This window comes from Flavobacterium sp. LM4 (assembly GCF_002017935.1).
In the GTDB taxonomy this organism is placed as follows: Bacteria; Bacteroidota; Bacteroidia; order Flavobacteriales; family Flavobacteriaceae; genus Flavobacterium; species Flavobacterium chungangense.
On sequence record NZ_MUFW01000002.1, the window covers coordinates 636,068 to 656,429 of the forward strand.

Below are 20,362 nucleotides of genomic sequence, written 5' to 3' on the forward strand. Positions count from 1 at the left end.
GTTTTTTACTACTTCCCTAAAGCCTTGTAAATGTTGAGACTAACCTAAAAACAAGGTTTCTTTATTGGTTATATATAGCCTGTTTTCAGTCCTAATTGACAGCCCCTCAGGAAATACCAAGTTTTGAATCCTGATTTTACTCTTAGTATCTCCCTCTCTCCAGTATTTACTGATTTTCGAGACTTTTTCTACTACCTTATCGATATGTCTTTTATGGTTAGATATTTTTTTTGGCATTGGAGTATATCTGGCTTTCAATCATCTTTAATTCGGTATCAAACTGAATCGCATATATATTGTATTTATTATCTCCAAAATTTGTATTCTCAAAACCACAGGTATGTGGTTAGAAATGTAATTTTCAGAGACTACTTTTGAAGCTATACACATAACACAATTTAATCAAATTGTAAGATTTAGGAAAGTGAAAGCTTTCCTTTTTTTGTACCAAAAAAAGCTGCCTCCCTTTTGAGACAGACTCTTAAATTTTCACACTACATTACTATAAATTTCTGATTATCTGTAAAAATGTTTAGATTGAATAATTAACCTCTAACCCATCTGATACATTACCAATTTATAAAAAGAAGCCACGAAAACTTTCATGGCTTCTTTTTAATAATAATAATAATAATCTTTTTTTAAATGAATTATTATCCTTGTAATTGTGGGTTTAAAACCCCAGCTGTAATGGTATAAATTAATCCATTAGGGCCTTCTTGCGCAAAACCAAAAATACCATATTCTCCTTCCTGATAAATTTGATTATCTCTTTCATCATAAGGTACAGCTGCCCATTTTAGAACGTCAGATGCTTTGACTTGGATATTTTTTGTAGGATAATTTGAATCTGTTGGGCAAGATACTTCTATATTGAAAGCAGTCTCTTGAATTGTATTATCTGGAACAATAAACCAAGTTGGTGTTGGTCCTGAACCATTTTGTCCGGGAGGTATAGGTAAAGCTACTGCTCTGTTAATAGGGAATGAACCACTTCTTAATGTACCGCCAGTAATACTGGTTACATTGCAAAAAAGTTTGTTGCCATCTGCTACTCCTGGATCATTTTGACTTAAAGCGGACAATTGAAATACCGAATCATTTGCTGTACTTTGATTGTTTTCAAATTGAAAGTCTAAACTATTTAGTTGAATGTCTGCTGGAGCATTTAAGGAAAAAGTCATTACAAAATCGCCATTGTTAGCATTGATTTGATTTGTAATGTATTCGGTAACAATCCAATCAGGATTAGGACAACCTTGACTGAAATTCATTATAATGTTGTCTTTCGGAATTCCATTTATAAAACGAAACTCAAGTTTTGTAGGTTTTAAGTCTGACGGTAGGTTACAAAAACTCATTGTAAATTTCCCGTTGTTTGAATTGATTTGATTTTCTAAGTATTCAGTCACAGTATACCCTGGATTTTCCCCTTGCGTTAGCATCATTATTGTCTGAACTTGATTATTTGATTCCATAATTTCTATGATTTATTTAGTAGTTCCTACTCATAAGGCTTTTCGGATTTCACCCCGTTTTTATAGTGGTTTCTGAACTCCACTTTTAAATAAATGAGTAAAAATAAAACTAGCTAGCTTTTTAATTTCTTTAGTAAAAGTATTGTGGTATAATAGTTTAAATTAAAAAAATCCCATAAGTATGAGTTTTTCATCCATAAGAAGGCGAAACTATGGAACAAGAATTTTTTGTCAATATTTTTACAAAACAAAATAGGTTTCGCCTGTTAATTATAATATACAAAATGAGGCTGTCCGAAAAGTCGAAACTAGCCTCTGAGAATTGCACAAATAAAATTCGTCTCCAATTAGGAATCCAAATATTTTAGTATAAAAAAGAGGCTGTCCATACTTTTCGGACAGCCTCGTTGGATTAAAGAAAAATGTATTAATTAATTGTCTTCTGTAACATTAAGCAATGAAATTTGCAATGTATCTGCAACAGCAGGATTCACTGAAACCAATACAGGTGAAAAACGATCTGAATAAGCAAAATTATAAGCATCAGAAAGTTTTTGTAAAACAGCAGCATATTGGTTGTAGTGCAAAGGGTTATTTTGCAAAGCACTAAATAGTGAAGCACTGGGTATGGAAAACCAATCAGTACTTGACATCGCTCCCACTTTTGTTTTGCCAATTATTGTTTCAGAACCAATAGCTCCAATATTAAATCCTGCTAATAAATCTCCGGTTATCCACCCATAAACGTCGTTTGCAGGATTTTGTGAAGTTCCTCCATTAATTGAAAAAGAGGCATTGGCACCATAAATACCACTTGGATTGATTAAATCATTTTTTTTATAAACGATAGTTGTTGTCCCAACTACACTGCCTATAGTCCCGGTTAAAGTAATATCACCTGTATTGTCAATTGTAGCGGTTAAATTATAAGCTTGGGCACTTTGAGGCCCGGTGGTTGGTACATTTGGCCCAACACCATTAAACTGACCTGCAATTGTGGCTATAATTCCATTTCCTAATCCGGGTATCACTTTTCCAACCATCGTATTGGGTCCAAAATTTTGAATCAGTGAGTTAAGATAGTCTTCAAAAAGATCATAAGGCGTAACTGGAACACCACCAATTGGCGGATAAGAAGAAGGCCCAATAACACGTGCAAAACCAGTTCCCGGTTGCGTTGGCAACTGTTCAAAACTGCCAGGGACAAGAGCAGGCAAAGCATTGCTTAAACCAGACTGTGGTGTAGCTGTAATAGCACTTAATTGTGTATAAATCATTTGAGAAGTTTTACCTGTTTTAATGCCATTATCTGTTTGTACAATTGCCTTATGCAAAAAAGTCTCTAGCTGCATGGGAATACTCCAATAGTCAATACTGGTTAAATCGGCTACATCAGTCGGATTTCCATTAAACGTTAATTCCATTTTATCATAGCGAAGAAAAAAATTTGGGTCGGTAATATTTTGGGCAGGCTCATAACCCGCATTCAGAACAGACCATGTCTGACCATACGATATATAAATCCTGCCACTAAAATTTTGAATGGACACTCCTGCACCCAAATCAGTTAAAGAATACCAGTTCCCTTTTCCTGCTTCTTTATTTAACGGTTGTATTTCGAGTTCTAAAGGTTGTAACTGATTTGGATCTGGGTAGTGTATGCTAAATAGAGCTGTATCACTTCCGGAAACAAAACCTATTGATACAAGTTTATCAGATAAGCCGCTGTTATTCTTGAAAATTACTTTTAATGTTGCCATACTATTGTTTTTTTAGTTTATGAACTATTTATAATTTTAGTCCAATAAAGGTAGTATGGCAAATTATCCGGATTTAAAAAAAAGGAACGAAACCGTGATTTTTTTGAATAAGAATAGAAAATCAGTCCTAAAAATTATTTTCTGATGTTTTACCGTAATGCAAAAAAAATAAACCAGTCGAATGGATGTCTTTTTGGAACAAAGCAGAACAAATCGATTATTTCAAAATATAGGTCTTGTTAATGATATCTTTGTATTTATCACTTAGTATCACTCTATGGTTTCCTTGTAGTATAATCAAATTATCTGAGGGAATAATCTCTGTTATTTTTTTAGTGTTAACTATAAAATTTCTATGTGTCCTGCAAAAAACAGTACTGTCAAACAATTCTAAGATTTTGGTTAATGATATAAGGATAACAAATTTTTCTTTTTCTGTTATAATATTACAATATTTTTCTTCGACTTCAATATAGATAATATCACTGATATCGACCTTTTTTAGTAATTTACCTTTTTTAACAAATAAATATTCTTTGCTAATTACTGTATTTTCTTCTTCGCTCAAAAAAACATCATCCTGGGCATAGAATTTTTCGAAAGCCAACTCAAGAGCATATAAAAGTTCAAGCTCATTAAATGGTTTCATCAAATAACTAAACGGCTTTGTCAATTTTGCACGTTCAAATATTTTTCTGTCTGTAGAACTCGTTAAAAAAACAAAAGGCTTTGAAGCATTGGGATCGGCATTGATACTTTCCGCAAAAGCAAGACCATCGGGCAAACCATTCAAAAAAATATCAATTATGACTATGTCAACCTTATTGTTATAAAACAGGGATAAAGCATCTTTATGATTTGTAGCCAGCCCTGCAATTGTATAGTTATTGGCTTGTAATCCTTTTATTAGAGCATCACTTTCTGATGGTTTGTCCTCAATAATTAATACATTAATATTGTCCATTGTGGTACTTTTTAGCCAAAGATACGATGATTTTTGTTCCTTTTCCTAATTCGCTTTCTATATCCAGTTTCCCGTTATTTTTTTGGATCATTGATTTACACAACTGCATTCCCAAACCAGTACCAATTATTTCTGCATTCTCTTTTTTAGACATTAATGTGGTTTCTTTCAAAAGAGATGTTCGTGTGTTTTCGCTCATGCCTATCCCATTATCTTCAATAATCAACTCGCAATAGTCCTCATTAGTATTTTGAGTATAAATTTTTAATATCCCATTCTCCTTTGAAAATTTAATCGCATTGTCTAAAAAATTACGCAGTATTATTTTTAAAGATTCCTGATCGGCAAAAACAATATCTTTCTTAGAAACTAAATTTTCAAAAACAAGATTTTTTTCAGATATTAAAGGGAGATAATTATAAGCCATCAGCTCTACAATAAAATACAAACGCATGGAAGTTACCTCAAAGAAAGATTGTTTTGTCTGGAGCAGAGCCCAGTGCAATAAATTATCCAATAAGTTATAAGTACCATTTGCAATAGCACTGTTTTGATGTAAAAGAGAATCCAGTTCGTCCAGATTTTTAGTAGCTAAATTTTCCCGTAATTTAGTATTACTGGTTTTCATAGCATTGACAGAGGAACGTAAATCATGACTTACTATAGAAAACAAGGTATCTTTAGTATCATTCAATTCATCAAGTGCCTCTTTCTGGGTTAAGATGATTTTGTTGGTTTTTATTTTTTCCCTGTAAAAATAAACAGCCGTTCCTAATAGTAATAACAGGACAATGGATGAGTAGAAGAACCCATTTCTTTCGGCTATTTTAATTCTATTTTCGGCTTGAAGCAAACCTACTTCTTTTTGTTTTTGTTTTATTGCAAATTGTTTCTCTAGCTCTGCAACTTCCCATATTTTATTTTGATTGTTCAAAGAATCTTTCCATTGATCATATTCTTCTCTGTATATTAATGCTTTTGCAAAATGGTTACGGTTTTTTTCTACTACAGCCATATTGAGTGCTGCATTTTGCTTTAATTGGTAATTTTTTACTTTTTTGGAGAGATGATACGCTTTCTCAAAATAAGGAATGGCCAGATTATCTTTGTATTGGTCATAGTATAATGTGGCAATATCTCCATAAGAGCCTACCAATATTGAAGAATCATTTTGTTTTTCTTCTAATTTTATACTCTCCAGTAAATAATGTTCAGCTTTTTTAAACTCTTTTAAATGCAAATAACACAGCCCCAGATTGTGTTTTACACTACTTTTTTTTATCCCCAAAAGCGCATCATCGGGGAGTTTTTCAATTTCCTGAAAGTAATTAATAGCCTCGTTGAATTTTTTTTCTTCCAAAACTATTTCGCCGAGAAACATTTTACTGTGATTAAAGAATTCAAAATCTTTAGAAATGGAAGCAAATTCCTTTTTGCTTTCGCTAAAAATTTTTTTCTCTTTAAAACTAAATCCTCTAAAAAAATGGCAAAAATCTTTAATCTCCTTACTTTGGCCGATACTCAACTGTTTCATCGAGTAAACTAAAGTGGAATCCCATTCTTTTTGCAAAAAGAAATATTGTGCTTTATTAAAATTAGATGCACCAATGATTTTTTTGCTTTTCGCTATTATTTCTCTTTCAAAAGCACTATGATTTTGTTGGGAAAAAAACAATTGAGGAAAAAGTAAAAAAACAAAGAGTACTATTTTAGAAACATCTTTCATTTGCTAATTTTTGTTAGCAATTTAGTCAAAATAAAAAAACAGAGGCTAATTGAGCCTCTGTTTTATATTTACTTACCTGATTGTTATACACCAGTTTGCACTGTAGTTACCGTTCCTCTGGAACCAGTTGGATCTTCATCCCATAAAAAACAAACAATTTCCTTTAATTCTAAAAGATTAGGTATTGGTAAATTACATTTACTATTGGGAGTAAAACAATTAGGATTTGCTGTAAAACTCAATTGAAAAACATCGAATGTTGAACATGGTTCAGGAGCTACATCATAGCATACATAAAAATTAGCATACGGTGTTCCATCGTTAGTATAACTAAAATCCTGTATGACCGTCAATTTATCAGCTGTGACTTTTGCGTTTTGACTAATAAATACGACAATACTGATCTCCATCTCGTGTTTTTCATTTATTGTTACTTGCGCAATCGGAGGTAGCGGTTTTTTATGTCTGGGGTTAGGAAAATTTATTCGATATCCCAAGCCATTTGCTAGAACTCCTATTTCAAAACCGGCCGGTTTTTCTATTGGCCCGCAAGAACTACCTTGTTGATTTGTTGTACTCATAATTATTTGTTTTTAGATTAAAATTCCTATTAAATTAAAAAATAAGATTCCGTTTTAACAAGAGCCTGTTTTATAGTTCTAATACAATATATAATTGCTTACTTATTGTTTATTCTACTTCTTGATCAATAGTTTCGTTGAACCTGTATTTGTAGTACAGACCACTTGTCAATAGGATAAAAAAACCGATCCGTTGATCTCGTTCGCCGCCTGATAGCGTTTGACATTCATAAATACAAACGCCAAAACTAAATACGAATCCTGGGTAGTACTTTTCATTTTGTTTGTCAGATTTGATTAATTTACTTTAACAATCAAATTTTTAAGAACGTAGGCTATTTTAAAATACCGGAGTCCCCTAATATTTTTTTTCTTTCGCAGGAACAAATCGAATTGATCTGGCTTAAAAGCATTAATTTAATACTGTACAAAGAAAATTAAAAGGATAACTTTTATTGAGTAAATTGGTACGAAGTGGTCTTTTTTTGGAACGAAGTAAAATTTAAATGAGACGAACAAAGATATGAGCATGAACATCATACCTTTTTTGCCACAAAAAGTTAAGGTTGTCTCCTTTTACTTTAAGCAAATAAATCAAACATTATCAATCATAATTGCATTGTAAAATCATCTCAAAACTAAATACATTTTCCATTCAATCCCAGCAGAACATTCAAAACCAGTTGATAATGCTATATATAGTAAGACAATCTCTTCAAATCTTCCACAAAAATGGATGACCTTAAATTCGAATTAAATCAGATTGCAGAAACTTTTATAGAAAAACTCTGTGGATTTAGTTATTTTTATGTGTAAATTAGACTAATGAATATATTAAATGGCATGAATTAACTAGCCCGTTTAGCCCTTTCCCAGTTTACTGATTGTAATTTTTTTTAATACCTGAAAAATCCTAAAATCTCACATAAATTCATAATGAAAAAATAATAAGGAACAAACAGAATTTTAATCCTTGTCTCTCTGTTTTCTAAAAACCAGCCTAACAAAGCAGCTGCATAGAAAAAAAGCTGCATCCAAAATAATATAGAATAAAATTCAAAGGATATGATACCTTCATTAAATGATAAAATAGATAAAACAGGGATTAGGAGAATAAGACACAAAGGTGTTAGACTCCAACGTAAAACGCGATGAGAAATGTATTGAAATGAGAGTGTTCCACATTTAAAAATATTCAATAAGGAATGTAATCTTACAATAGACTGAATACCGCCGGCAGAGATTCTAATTTTACGTTTAAACTCTTCTTTTACACTCGCTGAAGCTGTTTCAATTGCATATGCCTCTGGATCATATTGGATGGTATATCCTTCTTGAGCCACTCGTAATGATATGATGAAGTCGTCAAGCAGCGTGTCTTTTTCAACATGACGATATAATTGTGTTCTAATTGCAAAAAGTTCTCCTGCAGCTCCAACAACAGAATATAATTCGGCATCCCATTTTTTAATGCCGATTCATATTTCCAAAGATTCCTTCGCCTGCTCCGGAAGCTACATCACTTTCTTTATTAACAATGCGTTTCTCTCCAGAAACACACCTAACAGTAGCATTACTAAACAAATTAAAAATGCGTCTAACTGATTCTTTCCCCAGATTGGTATTGGCATCACTAAATATTACAATTGGTGTTTTTACAAATTCCATACCCCGATTCATAGCCCCAATTTTTCCATTTCTTTCGTCTAAATGATAAACCGTTGTATTAGGATACCCATTTAATAAATTTGGTGTTCCGTCATCAGATGCTTTTATTGAATAATTTAGCTTCGTTACGAAGTCTAATGCGGAATCTGGGTTAAAATTAGTTGGTGGATCTACAAAAATAAATTGTCAATAAATTAAATAATATTACTATTCTTTTATTCAACAAATGCCATAGCATCCGGTACTTTTCCTGTTACTATGGTGCTAACAACCGTAAAAGTTTTCATGTCAATTACTTCAATTTTATTAGCATTAGAATTTGCTACAAAAGCATACAAACCGTTTGGGTGCATTACAATATTAACAGGACGCGGTGTGTGGTACAATAACTTTTCTAAAAGTGTTGTTTTACCATGAAGGACAATAGTTTTAATTTTCTTTTTTGATTGTTGGCTGTACACATATATATCACCGTCAATCGCATTGGCAACCAAACAATACTTTCCGTCTATGGAAAAATTTAGCTTTAATGGATCTTTCCCTGTACTTAAAGTGGCTATAACTTTATACGAAGAAGTGTTTATGACTGTAATGGTGTTTTCTTTATTGTGGGTCACCCATAATTCTAATCCATCAGGGGTTATCGCAATGCCTTTTCTCCCTAATCCGCAAGCAATAATTGCAACAACTTTGTTTAGGTTTAGGTCAATAACACTCACGGAACCTGAATCGATATTAGTTACATAAGCAATTGGTTTTTTGGGATGAAGCACTACGAGATGACTCTTTTCTTGTTTTGTGGGTATTTGTTTTTCAATATTGTCCGTGTCAATGTTGACTATTAATAAGGTATTACTAATAAAATCAATAACTCCAACTTTATTCGCTTCTGGAAAAGCTACAATACCATTTACTCTTATATTTCCCTTTAAATCTATCGTTTTTTCTACTACATTCGTTTTTGTATTTATGACTTTAATAATGTTGCCATCGCTAGCCCCATAATTAGTTAGTACGACTCTTTTTTGATCTGCTGTGGTTACCGCTTCGTGAGATAATATGTCAATAGGAATTTCTTCTATTTCTTTTCCAGTAAACAAATCAACTACCTGAACATCCTCGCTGACCTTGCTTACAATGTATAATTTCCCAGTGGTTTTTATCGTATAGGAGGGTAATCTAAAAATGAAAAGCCCTAGCTTTATTATAGCAAAAAGAATGACAAACGATAGTACAATATATTTTAAGCGCTTCATAACTATAGCATGAAATTAATTTATAAAAGTCAATCCATCTGGAATTTTCCCTGTGCCAATTGTACTAACAATCTCGAAGGTTTTCATGTCAATTACTTCAACTTCGTTAGCATTTGAGTTTGAAACAAAAGCAAATAAGCCATCGGGGTGCATTAGTATTCCAACCGGACGCGGTGTGTGGTAAAGTAATCGTTCTATGATATTATTTTTGCCTCTAATAATTATCGTTTTGATTTGTTTTTTAGATTGCTGCTCAAAAACTGAAATTGTTCCTCCGCTTGAATTTGCTACCAGACAATATTTTCCATCTATGGAGAATTTAAGTCGTAAAGGTTCTTTACCCGTAGTTAAAGTATGTATAACTTTGTAAGTCGAAGTGTTAATTATAGAGACCGTATTGTCTTTATTATTAGTAACCCAAAGTTCTGACCCATCGGGTGTAATATCAATCCCCTCTGTTCCTAAACCGCAAGGAATAACTTGTATTACCTTATTCAAGTCAAGGTCAATAACACTAACCGACCCTGATTTTATATTAGTTACATAAGCAAATGATTTAAAAGGATGAAGTACAAGAAGATGACTAAACTCTTGTTGTGTAGGTATTTTTTTTTCTACACTACCCGTTTCAATGTTAACAATGGATAAATCATTTCCTAAATCTGTAAGGACTCCAACTTTAGTTGAATTTGGAAAAGAAACAATTCCATGGGGTCTTAGACTGCCCTTAAGACTTATGATTTTTTCGATCTTATTTGTTTTTGTATTGATCACTGTTATGCAATTTCCAGGGGTGTCAGGATTACCATAATTAGTAACCACAATTCTGTTTTGGCTGGTTACTGCAACGGCTTCATGTGGTTCAATTTCAATAGGATTTTCAACTACTTCTTTTCCGTTTTTTAAATCAATAACTTTATAATCACTACTTAATTTGCTGAACACATAGAGCTTTCCTCTGGTTTGGATCGTGTAGGAAGGACGTTTTACTAGATATGATGTAATTGAGGTGATAACAAACAGCAAAGCAATAACGAGCACTATGTATTTTATTTTTTTCATAACTGATTTGATTTGAATAGTTTTATGGCAAATTGACACGCTCTAGCTGTAATTGCCATATAGGTTAAGGATGGGTTTTGACAGGCAGAGGAAGTCATACAGCTCCCATCGGTGATAAATACATTTTGTACATCGTGCATTTGATTGTTTTTGTTTAAAACTGAAGTTTTTGGGTCGTTCCCCATTCTTGCGGTTCCCATTTCGTGTACTGCTGATCCTGGAGGAGGGCTTGTTCTGTAACTGCCTACGTTGGTAAAGCCTGCTTTTGTTAAGATTTCCTCGCTCGATTTAGTCATGTGTTCCATCATCGCTAACTCATTAGAACTATATTCAAAATGTACTTTTACCAGTGGTAATCCCCATTGATCTAGATTTTGAGGATCTAAAGTAATTTTGTTTTCGTAGTTAGGCAATACTTCACCGCGTCCGCCCAACGAGATGGTCCATTTCCCTGGAGTTTGTAATTGTGCTTTTAATGATGCACCAATACCTGAAGTGGGTTTGGATTCCCAATTTTCTCTTTCGCCTTTGCCTTGAATTCCATAACCGCGAACGAAATCAGTGTTTTTTGTTTGCAAATTCAAATTTTGGAATCTTGGGATGTAGATTGTTCCTGGTGATCTACCTTCATAATACTTATCTAGTAATCCGTCAAAAGTGCCGTACGTTCCTTCGTTTACCACATGATCCATTAAGTTGTGTCCTACCTGCAGGCTAGAATTACCTAATCCGTTAGGAAACGTTTTGGAAACAGAGTTCAATAAAATGGACGCTGTTGCAATTGCGGAGGCATTTAAAAAAATTATTTTCGCATAGTAGGTTATTTTTTCTTTGGTTATAGCATCAATTATAATAACACCTACCGCTTTCTTTGTTTTTTCATCATAAATAACTTCTTTTACTATAGCGTTTTCTCGAAGCGTTAAATTCCCTGTTTCTTGCGCATCTAATAATGTTGATGAATTACTACTAAAATAGGCCGCAAAAGGACATCCTCTGCTGCATAAATTTCTATACATACAAGGACCTCTACCTTTTTTAGGTTCGGTTAAATTAGCAACTCTGCCATTTATAACCATTCGATCTGAAAAATGTTCCTTTGTTTTTTCTTTTAAATGCTGCTCAATGGCATTCATCGGTATGGGCTTTAAAAAAGTGCCGTCTGGAAGGTGTGGGAGTGCGTCTTTACTTCCGCTAACTCCTATATAATCCTCTACATAATCGTACCATTCTGCTAAATCCTGATATCGAATTGGCCAATCCACACCATTTCCATCTTTTTTATTTGCTTCAAAATCAAGATCTGATAAACGATAGCTCTGGCGTCCCCAAGTCAATGAACGACCGCCAACTTGATAGCCTCTTATCCATTTAAAAGGATTCATTTGAATATAAGGATGCTCTCTATCATTTACATAAAAATGCTTGTCTGTTGCATTGCAATGACTACTTTGAATTGGTCTTTCTTCCAGTTCTTTAGTAGTTAGATGAAATCTATTTTTAAAGTCCCAAGGATTTAAAAAGGCAGTTGGATAATCTTTTACATGTTCAACATTACGACCTCTTTCTAATACTAGTGTTTTTAATCCTCCTTCTGTGAGTTCTTTTGCTGCCCATCCGCCGCTTATACCAGATCCTACAACGATGGCATCAAAAGTATTTGTTTCTGTTTGGTTTTTCATACTATATCTATTTAGTTGCCCAAGCTTTTTGATTTGATTTTATGGTAGTAATGGCATTATATCGACCCGGAATGAGTTCATAACCTAAGAGTTGTGTGGCTCCCATTTGAGAGGTGCAATAGCCTTCAATGGTTACTTTTTTTAGAATCGTATAAAAAGATCGCCCATTTATTTTGTTACTAATTTTTGAAAATAAGCCGCCAGAGTCAGCATTATTCTCAAAATTTTGTACTATTTCTATTTTTTGCTGCATTGTACATTTTTCGAAAGTAGTATCGTAAGTACTCAAACAAGTTTCTTGAAGGTCCTTTAATCCGTTTAAAAAATTGTTATATTCCTTGTTAGACGAACAGGATTCCATATAACTAATAATATAATCTTGAACTTTTGCTTCCTTTGCCCCAGGTGTTTGTGTACGAGGTAATAGGATATCTGCTAATTCTGAAATTAAACTTAAATAATTATGAAGCTGCCCTTTGCCTGATTTAGTATTTTCATAAAAAAACTTAAAACCACTGTAGGAAGCAATACTAATTCCTGTGAGGGCTAAAATTCCTCCGATAGCTTTTCTTCTGTTCATCATTGTAATTTTTTTAATTTACCATTTAACGTAACCCTTACACCATCAAGCAGCTCGTTTAGCTCTTTCCCAGTTTACCGATTGTGATTTTTTTAGATATCTAAAAAAGCCCAAAACCACACATAAATTCATAATAAAAAAGTAATAAGGCACAAACAGAATTTTGACTCTTGTTTCTCTATTTTCTAAAAACCAACCCAGTAAAGCAGCTGCATAAAAAAGAAGTTGCAACCAAAATACTATGGAATAAAATCCAAAAGATAAAATCCCTTCGTGAATTGCTAAAACTGTTAAAACTGGAAGGAGTAAAATGAGGCATAATGGGGTTAGACTCCAGCGCAAAACGCGATGCGATATGTATTGAAAAGAAAGCGTTCCGTATTTAAAAATATTCAATAATGAGCGTAATCTTACAATAGATTGAATGCCACCGGCTGAGATTCTAATTTTGCGTTTGAATTCTTCTTTTACACTTGCCGAGGCTGTTTCAATAGCATATGCTTCAGGATCATATTGAATGGTATAGCCTTCTTGAGCCACTCGTAATGAAATAATAAAATCGTCAAGCAAAGTGTCTTTTTCTACATGACGATACAATTCTGTTCTTATGGCAAAAAGTTCTCCAGCAGCGCCAACAACCGAATACAATTCGGCATCCCATTTTTTTAATGTCGATTCATATTTCCAGTAAATTCCTTCCCCTGCTCCAGAAGCCACATCACTTTCTTTATCCACAATTCGTTTTTCTCCAGAAACACATCCAACAGTTGGATTGCTAAACAAATTAACAATACGTCTAATAGACTCTTTACCTAGATTGGTATTCGCATCACTAAATATTACAATTGGTGTTTTTACAAAATCCATTCCTCGATTCATAGCACCAATTTTGCCGTTGCGTTCGTCTAAATGGTAAACCGTTGTATTGGGATACCCTTTTAATAAATCAGGCGTTCCATCATCAGAACCATCAGTAACCCAAATAATGTTTAATTTGTCTTTCGGGTATTCAAGTTCTAAGGTATTTTTCATTTTAGCTGCTGCATAATCTTTTTCATTATAGGCTGCAATAAACAAGGTAACTTCTGGTTCATAAGACAAATCTATTTCAAATTTTTCCCCTATTTTAAAAACCCTTCTGATTTTTACAATTGCATATAGCAAAATACCGTAACCAACATAGGTATAAACTATTACAAACAACAATACCCAAAACACTATTTTTAAAGTTATCATATTTTTATCGTTTTCATTTAAAATTGATCATTCGATTTAGTTTTTACCTAAGAACAATACTCTTGTCAATTTAGACCGTTCCAAAATTTTCTCTACTATAATGGGGAAAATAATACCCGCTGTTAATGACAATCCAAAGATTATAAAAACCGAATTAATATGCAGTTTCAGCGCAATTATTCGTCCTCCTGCCGTACCAAATGCATGAAATAGATATATGGAGTAAGCAAAAGAACCAAACCAGATTAACCAACCTGATTCTATCCTAGACTGCAGCAAAAGGATTGTTGCCGTAAAACCTACCAGCAAACAAAAAAAGTCATCTTTGTGTACAACATAATTGATTACCTTAAACCAAGACAACTGCTGGATGCTAACGCATATAACTAATATAATTACTGACAAATAGGCGACCCATTTACTTTGAAAAACCTCTTTAAATCGGTTCAAACCAACACCTAAAACAAAACAGGGTAAAAGATATAATGCCCCTTTGTAACTCAAATAGTTGGGTGACTCAAATGGAATAAATAAATCCCGAAGTAATAACGCAATTATTGATACACTAAAAACAATTAGCAAATTAGTTACAGTATTCATTTTATTGAAAATGTCTAATAACCCAACAATAACAAAAACAATAAAAAGAGAATACAAGTACCAGAATAAAGTATAGGGAAAAAATACTAACTTCCATATATCGAACAAATCCCCTTTATTATTTGTTCCTGGTGTAAAATATTGCAATAAAAAATAACAAACACCAACGGTTAGCATCGGCACAAGTAAGCGCATCGCTTTTTTGGAAACAAAAGTTTTAAATCCATTATGAGCAACGGGTTTTAGCGAATATACTTCACCTGCAAGAATGGTAAAAAGAGGCATTTGTATCGAGGCAATAAAGGTGTCGTAAAAATATCGCAAAAAAGAATCGTCATTTACCTTCATACCGCCATCTGATCCAGAACCAATAACATGCCCTATAACTACCATTATAATTACAGCTCCCCTTAATGTTTCTATAGTTGAATCTTTAGTATGCATGCTAATCCGATTTATTTTATGTTTAAAAAATTTCGTTTGGCTACACTTTTTCCCATTTCAGGGTTTCGTGATTGTATTTTTTTAAAACTCTTGCAGGATTACCCACTGCTACCGAATAGTCTGGAATGCTTTTTGTAACAACACTACCCGCAGCAATAACGCAATTTTTCCCAATGGTTACTCCCGCCAAAACCACCACATTGGCACCAATCCAAGTGCCATCACCAATGGTTATAGGAGCTGTAGAAACTCCCTGTACATGAATAGGGAGACTTACATCTTCATAATTGTGATTTAATCCTGAAAGTGTAATGTTTTGAGCAAGCCGAATGTCATTTCCAATAGTTACAGGGCCAATAATTGTATTACTCAATCCTATTTTTGTTCTATTTCCAATAATTACGGGGCCTACGCCATTGTTTATTGCCGAAAAATCTTCAATTGTAGCATCTTCTCCCAATTCAAATTTGTTCCAAGGCACAACATCCATTCTAGTTCGTGGTCTAATTCGAGCCCCTTTTCCTTTTTTATGATAGAAAGGATTTACAAACCATTTGATCCATAATCGTGGTCTTGTCTGCTTAGGAATAAGTATCGACCAATGAACTAATTTTTTTAACTGTTCGTTTGATTTTATTTTTTCTTTTAATCCCATTTTATTTTGTGTTTGGTTGCTTTTATGATTGCTTTATAGATGGCACTAACATTATTCTCCCACGTGTGGCTTTTAGCAAAATCAGCTCTTTTTTTAGCAAGTTCATTCGAGTTTTCTTCCAAAGCTTTTTCTGTTAAAATGATGTACTCCTCTTTTGATGAGGCTAAATAGACAAACTCCTTAAACATTTCCATTGCTTTAGTTTTTGTGGCAACTATTGGTTTTCCCATGGCTAAATATTCGTCTATTTTTCTAGGATAATTTCCTATAGTCAAATTATTAGTTAATTGCGGATTGATGGCCACATCAAAACCCTTTACATACGCGGGCAACTCTGCACCATCTTTACTTCCAAAAAAATAAACATTGGGCAATTGATGTAATTTAGATTTTTTAAAATCCTCGTCTTCTGGTCCTACGAGGACAATACTCCAATTCTTTCTTTGCTCGGCCATAAATTCAAGTAATTTGATATCGAGCCGTAAACTTATCAGTGAGCCAACATAGCCAATGACCGGTGAAGGCACGCCTTTAAATTCTTCTGGAACTTGAATTGTGCCAGCTTCGTCACTAAATTGAGATACATCACAACCTTGACCAACCATATAGCTGTGGTTATTGTACTGCAAACCAAAATCTGCAAAAAAATCTGAATTAGTTAATAACACATCTGCCTCTTTTAGAACTTCGGGTTCCATGCGTTCACCATGCTTTTGCCAATAAGGCACTTTTACAAGGTAATCCCGCATGTAATAGGCATACACTTTAGGTTGTAAAAATTCCTTTAAGTGCCTGCCTAAAAACATAGAACTATCATTAAATAAAATGATGTCTTTAAAATTTAATCGTTGTGCAGCCGATTTAATATCGGCTGAAAATAAACGGGCATTTCTTTTATTTAAAATTTTAAAAACAGCATCTAATGGCAACCAATTGATGGATTCAACGCAATTTTTGGGGTATAAATTCCATAGATTTTCTTTAATTTCGTACAAATCGGGCTCCAATCCATTTTTTATTTTTATCCTTTTTTGAACTTTCTCTTTGTGCTTGTCTTTTTGCATTGTAGATCGATCCATTGGAGGATTCACATATAAAACACGATTATTTTTAGAAAATTCAAGTGCAATGTTTTTACAATTACTACCTATTTCTATATCCCAGGCTTGAATTCCTACTACTATTATGTCTTTACCTTTTATCATAGTGTATTGTTTTTTGAATGTTCTAAATGGATTAATTCATAAAGCTTTAGATACTCTTTGGCCATATTTTTCCAAGAAAATTGTTTGCTGCGCTCCAAACCTTTATCGCAAAGAGATTCTCTATAGGCATCGTTATTTAGAATTTTAATGAGTCCCTGGGTAATTTCTTCTGGATTAAACGGATTAATAATATGGGCAGCATCTTCAGCTATTTCAGGCATCGATGACGTATTTGATGTAATAACAGGCACGTTACACGACATGGCTTCAAGCATTGGAATCCCAAAACTTTCTCTGAGTGATGGATATAAAAACACATCGCATTGCGAATAAATTGAAGGTAAATCAGTATTAACTACATATCCTGTCAAAACAATATGATTAATAAGATTACTATCATTAATTTCGATCAAAATTTTAAGAAGTTCGGTCTTGTCATAATCCAGCATAACGAGTTTATGATTTGAACCTGTTTGTTTTAAAAAATCGGAAAAGGCTTTGAGAGTTCCTTTTGTATTTTTTTTAGGATCGGTATTACCAAGGAAAAAGAAATATTTGTCCGGTAAATTGTATTTTTCTTTTACGCGATGCAGTTCTTCTTTATTAGTAATGGGTTTAAAATGTTCACTTACCCCATTATAAATAGCATCCAGTTTTTTATCGCCTTTTATGCCAAAGAATTCACCTATTCTGTTTTTCTCAAAATGAGAAACGGTAATCACTTTTTTACTCCTTTTTACAACACGCGGCACGACTAATTTTCGATATATATTTCCAAATTTCTGATACCAACTTGCACTACTTGTTAGTATTTTATAATAACTGCTTTCCATGTAAATAATATCATGAAGAATTGTAATTAACGGAATACTCGTAAAAAAAGGTGCGGTATTGCTTGTGCTATGCAAAACATCGCAGCCATATTTTTTTGCTGCTTTTGGTAATGCAATTTGTTCCCAAGTAGGATATGGCCCGCCATTTAATTCAATGATCTTAAAATTCGAAGTTTCTGTAAGAGCAGTTCGATCTATATCTGGTTTTACAAAAACAAAATATTCATTTTCGTGATCCAGATCCTGGAGGTTCTTTATTAGTTCTAAAGCGACCATATCCATACCATGCTTTTTTTTTCGAAAAAGTCGTTGCCCTTCTATACCTATTTTCATGATGCTCTTTTTTTAGATTGATTGCTTCCACATCTAGATAAAAATGAGAAGTAATTATTTATGATTTCATTTTTACATTTCTGAATTAGTATGTTTTACAGCATAATTTCAAGTTTGTTTTTTTGAACTTGACGTATGCTGCGTATGAATAAAAGTTTTATTAGCTCCTTTTATTTTTAACAAAGACAACAACATCATAAACATTCCTTTTGGCAAACTAGCTAATGCCTTACAGGTACTGATGCTGTAAAAATATTTTGGAACTGAAAAAACAAAAGACATTATGCAGGCTGTTAATAAAATAATCCAATAATTAGCGTATGGCCTTTGATTATCTAGAAAATAATTCACTACTACAAAACCAATACTGCATAATAGAACAGCTCCTAACAGTAATATTCTAGGTGGCTGTATAAATTGAATCGCTTTATCAAAATAATCGATATTGCCTTTAAATAGTAAGTCTTTACAAGCACTTAAAATATCTTTTTTAAAATAATGCAATTGTGCAGACAGCCATCGGCGGCGCTGATTACCAAATACCTCCGCTTTTTGTATTTTTTCATCAAAAACTACAGCATCATCGAGATAGACAATTTTGTGTCCTTCTTTGAGCATTTTGAGTTCTATTTCCTTATCAAATCCGCCAACAGCAGTAACTGTTGCCATAAGCGATTTGAAATAATCGTATTTAAAAGCCATTCCAGAACCTATTATTGCAGAAGAAAGTCCTAAAACTCGATGTCCTTTTCTAAAGATATTATTGTTTATTTCTTCGCTAATGGCATCAAGAACCGCCCAGGAATTATTTGTATTTTTTGCTGTACGATGTCCTTGTACGGCAATGAAACCATGTTCGAAAGCTGCATTTATTTTCTTCAAAAAATCATTAGCCATCACATTGTCCGCATCTAATACGACAGCAATATCATACTCCCTTTCGAGGGCTGCCATGGCTTTATTTAAAGCTTTAGATTTTGTGCTTTTATCAAAACTTACCTCAATAACGATTATAGGCAAAGTCTTTAATTCTGAAATTGTTTCTTTTTTAAAAGAATCAGCAATAATTACAACATCATAAAGATTGGAAGGATAGTCTTGTTGCAGGGCTGCGTATGCTACTTCAACAATTACTTCATCTTCTTTATACCCAGGAATGAGAACCGCTATCTTTTTTATATTCCCGTTATCTGAATATTTCTTTTGCTTGTAAAATAAACTTGCAATAGAAAATAGTAAAACATATAACGTTGCCAAACCCAAAAGACCTAGCAAAATAATTTGTATGATATTGAATACTAACATAATAAATAGTTATAATTAGAACCGTATGGGCTTAAGATTACTTAATTTTTTTTATTTAAACTTTCGTAGTATATCCCTCAGTTTTAAAGCGTATTTTCTAAGGAAAGGCAAATGCTTGCCACTTTTAAGATTATACATAAATGATTCCGATTCAAATATCATTTCAAAATTAGCGGTGCACAAAACAGGTTTTTTTGATAATCTGTTTATTTCTACAGCCTGATGGTATTCACTTTCTATAAACAGTACATAGGGTTTAGCCAAATAGGCTTTTGCCTTATGATCGCCATGGTTGTTCGCACGCTGTCTTGCTTCCATATTGGGCAAGTCTAGCATTACTAAATCATTGTATTTAATATTGTTAGCCGCTAACCAAGTTTCGGTTTCTTTGCGGTATTTTTCTAAACGAGAGGTTACGATAGTTCCTATTTTACTCCCTGGAATAAACAAGGGTGGAGCATTTAACAGAAAATCGATGTATTTTTCTCCGTCGTCATTTTGCTCTGGTAAAGGATCTGCACATAAAACGCCATCAATATCAAAACAAGATTTTTCTAAAGTAGTGTGGTTAAGTATATTCCATTGAAAATATCTTGGTAACGGAACCGTTTCAAAAAAATAATCAACCATTTTTTCTTTGCCTGGAATGACATAAATCGCACAATATTTGATCTTGAATTTATCTTCAAGATGTTTTAAACTTTCTTTAACCTCCACCATGGCAGATCCTGAAGCGATGCTATCATCAACCACAAGTATGTTTTTAAATTCTGAAATATCAAAAAACTGGCTTCTCGCACCAGCTTTATAAATATGTCCATTTAAAAAGGAATGAATGTCTGTATACGGTCTATTAAGGTACAATGCCAGTAAATTTGCCGGAAGCATGCCACTTCTGGGAACACCTACAATTAAATCAAAATCACGAGGAATTATACTTAATTTTTGAAGTATGATATTATTTAAATCCTTTACATTTCTGTAGTACATAGTT

General features: G+C 33.2%; 18 protein-coding genes. All 18 read right to left on the bottom strand.

From position 1 onward, the window contains the following. Nucleotides 1-653: 653 nt before the first annotated feature. Complete coding sequence (locus tag BXU10_RS16575; protein WP_078228573.1) at nucleotides 654-1,478, bottom strand: hypothetical protein; 825 nt, start codon at nucleotides 1,476-1,478, stop codon at nucleotides 654-656. A 431-nt stretch (nucleotides 1,479-1,909) separates the two neighbouring features. Continuing rightward, nucleotides 1,910-3,238, bottom strand: a complete 1,329-nt coding sequence (locus BXU10_RS16580; protein ID WP_078228575.1) for a beta-1,3-glucanase family protein — start codon at nucleotides 3,236-3,238, stop codon at nucleotides 1,910-1,912. A gap of 217 nt (nucleotides 3,239-3,455) precedes the next feature. Next, nucleotides 3,456-4,202 carry a LytTR family DNA-binding domain-containing protein gene (locus BXU10_RS16585; protein ID WP_078228576.1) on the bottom strand — a complete coding sequence of 249 codons (747 nt, stop codon included), beginning with the start codon at nucleotides 4,200-4,202 and terminating at the stop codon, nucleotides 3,456-3,458. Next, nucleotides 4,189-5,928, bottom strand: a complete 1,740-nt coding sequence (locus tag BXU10_RS16590) for an ATP-binding protein (RefSeq protein WP_078228578.1) — start codon at nucleotides 5,926-5,928, stop codon at nucleotides 4,189-4,191. The genes BXU10_RS16585 and BXU10_RS16590 overlap by 14 nt, the downstream gene beginning before the upstream one ends. Nucleotides 5,929-6,011: 83 nt before the next feature. Then, nucleotides 6,012-6,509, bottom strand: coding sequence for a hypothetical protein (locus BXU10_RS16595; RefSeq protein WP_078228580.1), 498 nt, complete (start codon nucleotides 6,507-6,509; stop codon nucleotides 6,012-6,014). Nucleotides 6,510-7,405: 896 nt separating this feature from the next. Beyond that, nucleotides 7,406-7,987, bottom strand: coding sequence for a glycosyltransferase family 2 protein (locus BXU10_RS16600; RefSeq protein WP_078228582.1), 582 nt, complete (start codon nucleotides 7,985-7,987; stop codon nucleotides 7,406-7,408). After that, nucleotides 7,977-8,357 (bottom strand): glycosyltransferase, encoded by a 381-nt coding sequence (locus BXU10_RS16605; protein WP_078228584.1) that lies wholly within the window; start codon nucleotides 8,355-8,357, stop codon nucleotides 7,977-7,979. The genes BXU10_RS16600 and BXU10_RS16605 overlap by 11 nt, the downstream gene beginning before the upstream one ends. A 35-nt stretch (nucleotides 8,358-8,392) precedes the next feature. Further along, nucleotides 8,393-9,433, bottom strand: coding sequence for a hypothetical protein (locus tag BXU10_RS16610; RefSeq protein WP_223255488.1), 1,041 nt, complete (start codon nucleotides 9,431-9,433; stop codon nucleotides 8,393-8,395). 15 nt (nucleotides 9,434-9,448) lie between these two features. Beyond that, the gene (locus tag BXU10_RS16615; protein ID WP_078228588.1) at nucleotides 9,449-10,495 is read right to left on the bottom strand and encodes a beta-propeller fold lactonase family protein; all 1,047 of its coding nucleotides are present in this window, start codon (nucleotides 10,493-10,495) and stop codon (nucleotides 9,449-9,451) included. Next, entirely contained in the window at nucleotides 10,492-12,177 is a 1,686-nt protein-coding gene (locus BXU10_RS16620; RefSeq protein ID WP_078228590.1) for a GMC oxidoreductase, read from the bottom strand. The genes BXU10_RS16615 and BXU10_RS16620 overlap by 4 nt, the downstream gene beginning before the upstream one ends. Before the next feature lie 7 nt (nucleotides 12,178-12,184). Continuing rightward, nucleotides 12,185-12,760, bottom strand: coding sequence for a gluconate 2-dehydrogenase subunit 3 family protein (locus tag BXU10_RS16625; protein WP_078228592.1), 576 nt, complete (start codon nucleotides 12,758-12,760; stop codon nucleotides 12,185-12,187). A gap of 42 nt (nucleotides 12,761-12,802) precedes the next feature. After that, on the bottom strand, nucleotides 12,803-13,993 hold the full coding sequence (locus tag BXU10_RS16630) for a glycosyltransferase family 2 protein (RefSeq protein ID WP_078228594.1): 1,191 nt from the start codon (nucleotides 13,991-13,993) through the stop codon (nucleotides 12,803-12,805). A gap of 36 nt (nucleotides 13,994-14,029) precedes the next feature. Further along, complete coding sequence (locus BXU10_RS16635; RefSeq protein ID WP_078228596.1) at nucleotides 14,030-15,037, bottom strand: acyltransferase family protein; 1,008 nt, start codon at nucleotides 15,035-15,037, stop codon at nucleotides 14,030-14,032. Between the two features lie 40 nt (nucleotides 15,038-15,077). After that, entirely contained in the window at nucleotides 15,078-15,692 is a 615-nt protein-coding gene (locus BXU10_RS16640) for a DapH/DapD/GlmU-related protein (protein ID WP_078228598.1), read from the bottom strand. Then, complete coding sequence (locus tag BXU10_RS16645; protein ID WP_078228600.1) at nucleotides 15,683-16,897, bottom strand: glycosyltransferase; 1,215 nt, start codon at nucleotides 16,895-16,897, stop codon at nucleotides 15,683-15,685. The genes BXU10_RS16640 and BXU10_RS16645 overlap by 10 nt, the downstream gene beginning before the upstream one ends. After that, the gene (locus BXU10_RS16650; RefSeq protein ID WP_078228602.1) at nucleotides 16,894-18,063 is read right to left on the bottom strand and encodes a glycosyltransferase family 1 protein; all 1,170 of its coding nucleotides are present in this window, start codon (nucleotides 18,061-18,063) and stop codon (nucleotides 16,894-16,896) included. Before BXU10_RS16650 ends, BXU10_RS16645 begins: the two co-directional genes overlap by 4 nt. 108 nt (nucleotides 18,064-18,171) lie before the next feature. After that, the gene (locus BXU10_RS16655) at nucleotides 18,172-19,368 is read right to left on the bottom strand and encodes a glycosyltransferase family 2 protein (RefSeq protein ID WP_078228604.1); all 1,197 of its coding nucleotides are present in this window, start codon (nucleotides 19,366-19,368) and stop codon (nucleotides 18,172-18,174) included. A gap of 51 nt (nucleotides 19,369-19,419) precedes the next feature. Continuing rightward, nucleotides 19,420-20,358 carry a phosphoribosyltransferase family protein gene (locus tag BXU10_RS16660; protein WP_078228606.1) on the bottom strand — a complete coding sequence of 313 codons (939 nt, stop codon included), beginning with the start codon at nucleotides 20,356-20,358 and terminating at the stop codon, nucleotides 19,420-19,422. Between the last annotated feature and the right edge of the window lie 4 nt (nucleotides 20,359-20,362).